This is a genomic window from Microcystis sp. M090S1 (assembly GCF_020246295.1).
Classification (GTDB): Bacteria; Cyanobacteriota; Cyanobacteriia; order Cyanobacteriales; family Microcystaceae; genus Microcystis; species Microcystis aeruginosa.
This window is the reverse complement of the sequence record NZ_JADBTF010000001.1, coordinates 1-9784: the sequence shown is the minus strand read 5'-3', so window position 1 is coordinate 9784 and position 9784 is coordinate 1. Positions and strand designations below refer to the sequence as shown.

General features: G+C 42.1%; 6 protein-coding genes and 1 pseudogene. 3 read left to right on the top strand and 4 right to left on the bottom strand.

Annotated features, from left to right (window positions below):
- Positions 1-581: 581 nt before the first annotated feature.
- Positions 582-1217: a hypothetical protein gene (locus tag IM477_RS00035; RefSeq protein WP_287729934.1), complete on the bottom strand. Its 636-nt coding sequence runs from the start codon at positions 1215-1217 to the stop codon at positions 582-584.
- Positions 1218-1418: 201 nt separating this feature from the next.
- Between IM477_RS00035 and IM477_RS00030 the strand changes: the two are divergent.
- From IM477_RS00030 to IM477_RS00020, 3 genes and pseudogenes are all read left to right on the top strand, one after another.
- A pseudogene (locus IM477_RS00030) lies at positions 1419-2423 on the top strand (helix-turn-helix domain-containing protein).
- 807 nt (positions 2424-3230) lie between these two features.
- Positions 3231-4187, top strand: coding sequence for a hypothetical protein (locus IM477_RS00025; RefSeq protein WP_287729933.1), 957 nt, complete (start codon positions 3231-3233; stop codon positions 4185-4187).
- A gap of 637 nt (positions 4188-4824) precedes the next feature.
- Complete coding sequence (locus IM477_RS00020) at positions 4825-5883, top strand: D-alanine--D-alanine ligase family protein (protein ID WP_287729932.1); 1059 nt, start codon at positions 4825-4827, stop codon at positions 5881-5883.
- 57 nt (positions 5884-5940) lie between these two features.
- Here the strand turns inward: IM477_RS00020 and IM477_RS00015 are convergent, their stop codons facing one another.
- From IM477_RS00015 to IM477_RS00005, 3 genes are all read right to left on the bottom strand, one after another.
- Complete coding sequence (locus tag IM477_RS00015; protein ID WP_287729931.1) at positions 5941-6642, bottom strand: Uma2 family endonuclease; 702 nt, start codon at positions 6640-6642, stop codon at positions 5941-5943.
- Between the two features lie 66 nt (positions 6643-6708).
- The gene (gene ribBA, locus IM477_RS00010; RefSeq protein ID WP_287729930.1) at positions 6709-8385 is read right to left on the bottom strand and encodes a bifunctional 3,4-dihydroxy-2-butanone-4-phosphate synthase/GTP cyclohydrolase II; all 1677 of its coding nucleotides are present in this window, start codon (positions 8383-8385) and stop codon (positions 6709-6711) included.
- A 137-nt stretch (positions 8386-8522) separates the two neighbouring features.
- Entirely contained in the window at positions 8523-9401 is an 879-nt protein-coding gene (locus IM477_RS00005) for a phycobilisome linker polypeptide (protein WP_190722403.1), read from the bottom strand.
- Positions 9402-9784: the final 383 nt, after the last annotated feature.

Below are 9784 nucleotides of genomic sequence, written 5' to 3'. Positions count from 1 at the left end.
GATAGGGCATATCGGAAGCTGGTCGTTAGACCTAAACGCTTGGGGAGATTTAAGCTCTATTTTGGTTGGTAGAAATACCTGCTAAGACAACTTGAGTCAGTGAACCAAGAATCCCTCGCATAAGCGCGACGGGAGTGTCAACATAGTCACTTGAGCGGCAGGACAGGCAATACAATTGCCACTGCGCCAAGGGATTATCTAATGCAACCTAGGGAGTATTTTCGGCTCTCTTGGGGTCTTGGTAATGAGCAAATCTTATCGAAGAAAGGGCGTAGGCTATAGGGCCTTACCAGTCACGGCAGCTGCAATGTAGGGGCGCAAAGCTTGCCATTGGTGTCAACTTAAGGGAATAGCCCCCCAAATTTGTTGAGAGAGAGCATCCCTTTCCCTGTGTCGTTTCCTTTCAGCTTTAACTAGGCCGAAAAGTTTGGCTCGCTCGGCTAAATAACTGAACAATCTCTTGATTAAGAGAAAAGCCGACTCTATCCGCTGACTCCTAACCCTAACAAAAATTTTTGATTTTTACAATAGGTCTAATGAGACCAGCCTACTTATCTAACTTATTGTGGTCAACTTTTTTCTCATAATTGAACATCATTTATCGCCCTAACATCATTGGTAATGGTAACGATAATTGTTTGCAGCTTCGCACCTTGAAACTCGTAAGGAATCTCGTGTTTATATTGAGTTAGGAAGTTAGGAGTATGATTTGATAAAGTTCTTATAATATCGACATTTTGTTCGATGTTATTAATATACAGTTTTATCTTATCTATTGTGCTGTCACCCAACTTTTCATCGGAAGGGGCGATTATCTTTGGTTTGGCAAATGCAACTTTGAGTGTCACCTCGCTACTAAGACGAGGAAGATCACAAGTGATCTTCTGTTGTTGTCCTAACCAGTTATAGACATAACATAGTTTTCCCTGATAGATGTAGAAACTATGTCCACCAAAACATCCGCCGTGCGCCATCAGAACACCTTGTAAGTCCCCTTTAGCGTTGGAGAAATCAATAGTTGCTTCGATGGCATAGAAACGAGTGCTAATATTAGGGGCAACAGCTTCGGAAATTTCTGATCCCCCTGGATGATAGGTATAGCTAAATGTGGTATATTGTCGGTCATCAGAAAATGCTGGGGGACGTAATTGCGGAATTTCTCCACCCAATACCGCAGACCCAGGGCAATCTTCAAGTGGCATATATTGTTTAGCCATCGAAATCTCCTTAGTAATTGATAACGGAAAAAAGTGAGAGATTTAGCTGGAATTACACTGATGGACAAAATTAACAAACCAACTCTGCTGTAACTCATACTACTCAGTCTTCTATGCTAAGATGATCCAAAAAACGCAAGTTTTTAAATTGATGGGCAAAAAAATTTTAACTTTACTCAATAACCAAATAGTTATATATAGATGTTTATTTTTGACAATAAAACCAATATTTTAATTAATTCTCAGGAATTAACCTTTAAAAGTGAATATGTTTGTGACTTTTCTCGCTATTTTCAGAATCGAGAATTTCTCAACGTAGATGCTTTACAACTCAGTGGTGATCATTTTGAAGGGTATCTTTCAAGGATCATCATCGATGAAGTGATGTTAGAATTATCGCAACGTAATTGTTTAACGAATGTTGCGGGAGTAATCCATTCTAAAATATGGGTTTTTACGATTCCTGTTCAAGTGAATTCTGTCTTATTCCAAAATTTGTATCCATTAGAAAATAACTATCTTGTGATTATCCCCCCTAAATCAGAAATTTCCGTTTTTCAACATCCTTTTTCCAATCGTTTTCAGCTTTACGTTCATGATAATTATCTGCAACAATTGTGCCAAACTTTAGAGCTACCAGAAGCGAAAAAGTTTTTAAATTCTTCCGCTTCTTCTATTGTGATTTGCCCATCGGAAAAAATTCGTCATCTCCAACAATCTTGTCATCAACTTTATCGAATGCTATTTAATTTAGATTGTCAACAAATATCTTGGCAAAGAAAAGCATTAAGATTAAATTTTGTCAGGCAGAAATTAAAAGAAGAAATAGTCAAAGATTTTCTTTTGACTTTAGCAGTAACCAAAGATATTACAACTCCTAAAAACACTATCAGACGCACCTCTATCCTCAAAAAAGCAGAAGAAATGATGAGAAAAAATCTGCGTTCTGATCTTACTATTCCAGCGATTTGTCAATACTTAAAAGTAAGTCAACGCACCTTATAATATATATTTAAAGACTTCTATCAAATGTCTCCTTACAATTATTTTAAATTGCTTCGTCTTAATGCTTTACATCAATCTCTTAGCCAGAATAATCAGACAAAATTAATTTATGAAATTGCTGAAGAATTAGGTTTTTTTCACCGAGGATATCTAGCCTCTGATTATAAAAAACTGTTTGGTTACTTCCCCTCTGAAACCTAAAAAAATAGTAGGGGTAGGAATGAAGATTATTTTTAGATTTATCCGCCTTATTTTACCATTTTTTACGTCCTTCCCCTTGGATGATCAGCTACTCTTGATAATTAAGCTTCTTGCTTAAGTTGCCACCTATGAAAGCTTCCGTGCATAATGTGACGTGGTGAACATTTTTCACCCAAAGACTCAGAGAGCCATCTTTTCTTGATTAGGTAAAAATTTCCCGACTGTCTCCTCAATTCTAGTCTCAACTTTACCATCGCTCTCGGGAATCTTATCTTTAGAATGACTGCCTAGCTAAACGGCTGCCCATTTATTGACTTAAATCTGTAATATGCCAGCAATTTTTTTCATTATTAACCATGTGACAAAGTGGCCACTGCTGTGGTATTAATTTAGGATAGGAAGTTTTCGGGAGTCAGTCGTCGGTCGTTCATACCAAATTAGCCTACACTTCATCTTGATAAGAAAGGCTAGGTTTTTTGCAGCTTCTTAGGGAAATTATGACCACTAATCCTCTTAACTCGCTCATTTTAGAGCAGATTATAGCGTTTTTCAGTCGGCTGAGGTACAAAAGTTATGGTTTTTAGGCAAAAGGCAAGGGGCAAAAGGCTTCGGCCGTTAGCCCAGCGTTCGACTTAGCTCGCCGAACGTCCGAAGTCTCACGCCGAAGTCCGAACGGCAAAAGGGAAGAAAAATAGGCGTACCTCACTAGCTTAGGAAACGCTATAAGATTTTTTTTAAAGGTCTAAAAAAACTATTTACCAATGCTATATTATAGATAGAAAAACTGCGTGGATATTAGAAAGTAAAATGGAAGAGCTAGATGAGGATCGGCTTGAACTTTTAGAACGACGGCTTGCTGATCGGGTGACGGAGCGAGTTCGTTCAGACTTGTTCAGTTGGTATGCGGCTATCGGGACAGCAGTGATTACCGTATGCGGTATCTTAGGCGTGAATGTTGTCCTGAGTATTAGGACAGAGATTAAGTCGGAAATTAAGCAAGAATTTGAGCAAGAGCTTCAGGTAAAGCGTGATGAAGTTAGAGAGCTTATTAGCGAGACACGATTGAAAGCAAAAGAGGCAAAGGTTATAATTGAGCAAGTGCAGCGAGAATTAAGAGCTTTCCGTCCCCAAGCTAAGGGACTAAATGATAACATTCAAAAGGTAAAAATACTGGATGACAAAATACAAAAGCTCGATAAAATCTCGACAAGTTTGGACATCGCAAGTCAAAGACAGCCGCTCGACTCAAGCGTAAAGTCTCTTCAAAGTCAACTTAAAGAGTTAGCTATACAGGTAGATAAACTGAATAGTATCGTCACAGTTAGTGTACAAAAACCGGGGGGCGAATCAGCACAGGCTGCCCAGCAAAGAAAAGCTGCTATTCAGTCCGTGATTTCAGCAACCCAGAAAGCAGAGCAAAGTTTAGCAAAAAAACGTGAAAGGACAACGGTGTTCTTCCAGTTCGCAGGGGGGAAACGTGAGCAGGCAGAGGCTCTATCGGAGGACCTCAAAAAAGCAGACTATATTGTTCCTGGAGAAGATAGGGAGGGTGGAGCCGCTGGTAAGCACCAAGTTCGATACTTCTACACTCAAGATAGGGTGGCAGCAGAAAGTCTCGCCCAAGATGCGACCCGTGCTTTGCGGAATCTCGGATATTCTATTAGTCAAGTTCCTAATATTGAAGCAAAACCTTTTGTATCTTATAGCGGGAAAAAGCCTAGTCAGGGAACTGTTGAATTATGGTTAGAAATTCCTTCAAGGTAGATTATTTATCGACGATAGGATATTCCTCTTTGCTGATAAGCATATTGTGTTGTTTGTCAACGAATCGGGCTATTTTCACTTAATGCGGCGTGCAGTGCCATTGTAAGGACTCTTAACCACAGGTAGGAAAGCGATCGCTTCTTATTGGGCGATCTGGCTCTGAGGTTGGGGAGGGCGAGTGCCAACGCAGTCAGACTGGCAATGCTACAGTCAGGAGGTTGGCAAAGTTCATGGCATAGGCGAGATGCTGAGAGGTTTATATCATTTCTCTAAATGAAAACTACATATCGAATTTAAGTCCCCCTTTAAATCCCCCTTTTTAAGGGGGATTTAGGGGGATTAAACTTCTGTAGTCAGACTTTGGAGAATTGGTATAAGAAAAAACTGGAAAAATTAGCTAAATAATCATTCAATTTCGGGGGGTGAATAGCTCCAAAGTGATTATCCATTTTTTTAGGGAAAGAACGACCAAATTTCATCCCGATCGATAATTAATTTATCTTGAGGTTTTGCCAAAACCTCGATCTGACGAGGAACAGCTGCATCTAAATCATTGGCAACTATTGTCAACTCCGCCCATAGTATATATGATAGTTGAACTCTAATTTAGGATCTAGCTGGGTCTAGAGAGGATAACATGGATAAGATCAAGGTAGGATTGTTGTTTGGTGGTCGATCGGGAGAACACGAGGTATCTATCAATTCGGCTCGATCGATCCTGCAAGCTTTTAATTATCCCGAAAATCTTGACAAATACGCAGTTATCCCCTTCTATATCGATAAAAATGGCTGTTGGCATTCGGCAGCAACTGCTAGACAAATTTTAACCTCTGGGCAACCCCTAGCTATTGAGAGTAATATAAAAGTCAATATCTGGCAATTTCCCCCGGAAGTGAGGGAAATGGAGGTTTGGTTTCCAATTCTCCACGGACCGAATGGAGAAGACGGCACTTTACAAGGATTACTCACTCTCATGCGGGTTGCTTTTGTGGGTAGTGGGGTACTGGGTTCATGCCTAGGCATGGATAAAATTGCCATGAAAACTGCTTTTGCAGCCGCTGGATTACCCCAAGTTAAGTATAAGGCCGTAACCCGCTCGCAAGTGTGGTCAAATCCCTGTATTTTTCCGCAATTGTGCGATCAAATCGCCGAGGAAATAGGTTATCCTTGTTTTATTAAACCGGCTAATTTAGGTTCTTCGGTGGGTATTAGTAAAGCGCGCAACCGGCAAGAATTAGAGGCTGCTTTAGATAGTGCTGCTAGTTATGATCGACGGATTATTGTTGAAGCAGGAGTAACCGCAAGAGAAATCGAATGTGCGGTTTTAGGTAATGATAATCCCCAAGCTTCTTTGGTGGGAGAAATTACTTTTGATAGTGATTTTTATGACTATGAAACTAAATATACTGACGGGCGATCGAGTATGGTTATTCCCGCTAATATTCCTGATAAAATTGCTAATCAAGTGCGAGAAATGGCTGTAGAAGCATTTAAAGCTGTGGATGCTGCGGGATTGTCGCGGGTGGATTTTTTCTATGTGGAAAAGACTGGGGAAGTGTTTCTCAATGAAATTAATACTCTGCCGGGGTTTACTAATTTTAGTATGTATCCCCAACTCTGGAAAGCCACCGGTTTAGAGTTTGATAAATTGGTCGATAAGTTAGTACAATTAGCCTTAGAAAGACAGGAAAAATAAGGTTAAATTAAGACCGTTTCTAGGATAGCAATTACCTAAACTGGAGATATTGATCAATCAGATAGTTTCAGGATCAATGCCCAATTCTCGTAATTTTTGGGCTAATCTTTCCCTTTCCAAGATAGCTTGTTCTTTTTCGAGGATAGCCTGTTCCTTCGCTTGTCGTTCCTGTAATTCTGCTTCTGCGGCAGTTAGCACTAATTCACCCGTGGGGGTAAAGTAACGCAATTTCCTCTCAAAAATGCCTAAATAGAGTTCTAATTGTTCACTCCATAAATAGCCGTTTTCATTAGTGGGAATAGCTTGATATTGTCCAGCAATTAATCTAAATCCTTGCAGTTCTAAACTTTCAGGATCAAACCAGAAATAGTTAGGAGTCCGAAAGGTATTTTGATAGAGATTTTTCTTTTTATTGCGATCGATATTAGCAGTGGATGGGGAGAGAATTTCCACGATCACATTGGGATATTTACCCCCTTCTCCCCAGACTACCCAACTTTTACGCGAATGTTTTTCCGTATCTAAGACGACAAAAAAATCAGGACCACAAAAATCACGTTTTTTTAGTTGTTCTTCGTTATAGTAGATGGTAAGATTGCCCGAAGCATAGTAATTACTTCTTTCTTGCCATAACCTTTCCAAACAACCGATCAGAATTGTAATTTGTTGCAGATGTAGATCACTTTCCAAAGGTGGTTCATCACTCCATAAATCGGTGGGGGGACAGGTAACTTCCGGTAAAATGTCGAGAGTTGTCATGGTTTTTCCCCGTTACACTAGCTTTATTTAATTATAACTGTTACAATCTTTTCCAGTCATCAAAAACTAATTTTTGGCTGACTCACGAGTAAAACTGTAGATAATTTGGGTAGCTAATTGTGGTAATTGTGAGAAATCTTCATCGGACATTTTTTGACGTTCGAGTTTCATTTGTAATCCCGTCATCGAATCGTCTCCGTCGGAAATTAAAAATTCTAAGCGTTCAATTTCCGACCAATCTTTAATGTCATTTAATATCTTGTCAATAACCAGAAGATAAGGATGGGAAGGATTTTTATACCAATTACTGCTGACACCCTGACGAATATCTAAACCTAAATGTACGATCAAAGGGGCGCGATCAAAAAGGGCATTGGCTACCGGTCGGGTTTCTTCTTGGAGAGATAATTGATTAGCGCGACTTAACTGCCGTAATTTCTCCAATTGATGATATCTTTGCGAAATTGACGGCGGATTTTCCCCCCAACTGAGAGCGATGGTGACTAGATAGGTTTGTAGGAATAGATGTCCTAACTTTTCCGCTTTTGTGGCCAGATAATTGGAATTATAATCATTAGCCTCGATCAGCAAAGGTACTCGCTCGACTATTTCCAAACCATAGCCTTTTAATCCGGCAATTTTACGGGGATTATTGGTAATTAAACGAATATTTCTCACCCCCAAATCGTTGAGCATTTGCGCCCCCATGCCGTAATCGCGCAAATCGGCGGGAAATCCTAACCTTTCGTTGGCTTCCACCGTATCTAGTCCTATATCCTGTAAAGAATAGGCTTTTAGCTTATTAATTAAGCCAATTCCCCGTCCTTCCTGTCGCAGGTAAACCACCACCCCCAAACCGTTGTTTTCGATCATTTTTAGGGCAGCTTGTAACTGTTGCCGACAATCGCAACGCAAGGATCCCAAAGCATCCCCGGTCAGACATTCTGAGTGCATTCGTACCATTACAGGTTGATCGCCAAAGAGAGCGGGATCCCCTTTCACAATAGCGATGTGTTCGGTTTGATCTAATAAATTTCGGTAGGCATAAAGCTGAAAAGTGCCGAATTGACTGGGAAAATCACAGACCGTTTCCCGATGGACAAAGCGATCGTGTTTTAAGCGATAACCGATCAGATCGGCAATGCTAATTAACCTTAGATTATGTTGACGAGCGTATTCAAATAGTTGCGGTAAACGGGCCATGGAACCATCGGGATTTTGGATCTCACAGATAACTCCCGCCGGATACAACCCGGCTAACCGAGCTAGATCCACGGCTGCCTCCGTATGACCGGCGCGTTTTAAGACCCCACCGGCTTTAGCACGAATCGGGAAGACATGACCGGGACGGGTGAGATCGTCGGGACGAGTAACCGGATTAATGGCAACTTGCACGGTTTTCGCCCGATCTTCTGCCGAAATGCCAGTTTTAACCCCTAAATGGGGAGCGGCATCGATGCTAACGGTAAAAGCGGTTTGATTGCTATCGGTGTTTTTTGTCACCATCAAGGGTAATTCGAGAGCATCAAGACGCTCTCCCGTCATTGCCAGACAGATTAAACCGCGAGCTTGCACTGCCATGAAGTTAATCAGATCGGGGGTGGCAAATTGGGCCGCACAGATTAGATCTCCTTCATTTTCGCGATTCTCATCATCAACTACTACAATAGCCCGTCCAGCTTTGATTTCCGCTAAGGCAGTATCGATAGAGTCAAAAGCGATCGAAGTGACAGTCACAGGCATTAAAACGATAGAACTATTTTCATTCTACAGGTTTGCTCGATCTGCTGAGGGTCAATTTCTGCCAGTTCCCTAGAAAAAAGTCTCCCGGTGAACCTGACGGCTGCCCGGGAGACTTTTAGCTATCTTAAGCTAGAAAATTAGTTCAAACTAGCGGGGGTGATGCTGGCAACTTTGCCACCGAGACGGTTGATCTGTTGCAGGGTGTTATTTAACTGTTCAAAGGGGACGATAACCGCTTTGCTACTGCGACGGACACTGGGATAACCCGGTTTGCTGATGGCGGCAATTTCCACGCGATAGAGCTTACCCACATTACCATAGGCCACACTACCACCAAGAGCTTTACTGGGGGTGTTGCGTTGACCAGAGGGACGATAGGCCCAACCATCGCTGCCACCAGAGGGACCGACTACTGCCGAAGCCCCGTTTTGGGCTAATTCCACCGCTAAACGGGAGGTTTTGCCGGCAATCTGAGAGCGATCGCTGTTGGCATAACCGCGATAGAGTTGGAACATCCGGGTAAATCCCACGGTTTTTTGACCGGGTTGGCTGGCAAAACCGCGATAGTAGGGAACGATGCTATCGCCGAAGTTTTCGGTATATTCGGCGGAATCGATGTAGGAGTCGATATCGGCCTCGAATCCTTTGTTTTCGTAGAGATCGAGGTGATAGACCACTTCCGACTCATCGTAGGGAGCGCGACCTAAAAGATGTTTGATATTAAGTTCGATGACGCGGGTTTGGAAGTTACCGTAGAAGAATTTGTTCTTATACAGTTCCGATTTGGCCACGGCGCGGACGAATTCCCGCACGGTGATCGAACCATTGCAGAGTAAGGATTCGGCACTGGTAAGGCGCTCGGAACGCATGATATAGTCATTGCCTAGCACCTGACGATAGACAGCGCGAATAACCGCCTGTGCGTCGTCACGAGACCAATCGGGACGTAATTCCACGGGAGCAACCTCGCTAAAAGCGGTTGTCCCTAAACGGGAAGCTGAGGTAGTAATTGCCACTAAAGTTCTCCTACAAAAAAAATGATCATCGAAAATTTTGGGTGGGAAACCCCGCCGTTCTAGGTTGGCTTTACGTTAGTCTTAAAAAGACCGTCTCGAAAACCAAGTGGGCGGACAGCACCTTGAAAACTCGGCTTAGGGGGTTCCGTTCAGAAAAGCTTGTCCGGGTAAAAAGTCGCGCGCAACAAGTACAAGAAGCGTTTAGTCAGAACCGTACCGTGGGACACACGGAATCGGGCTTCTGAAATGGAGCGAAAGTCTGTGGACTTTGTGTAAGACAGTACATGGTTTTTTAACCGTGGTATGCAACGGTGGTTGAAGCAGAAACTTAAATCGTGAGGTTTAGGAATCGCCGCACTTTTAGGGCGGCGAGGATGTCAATT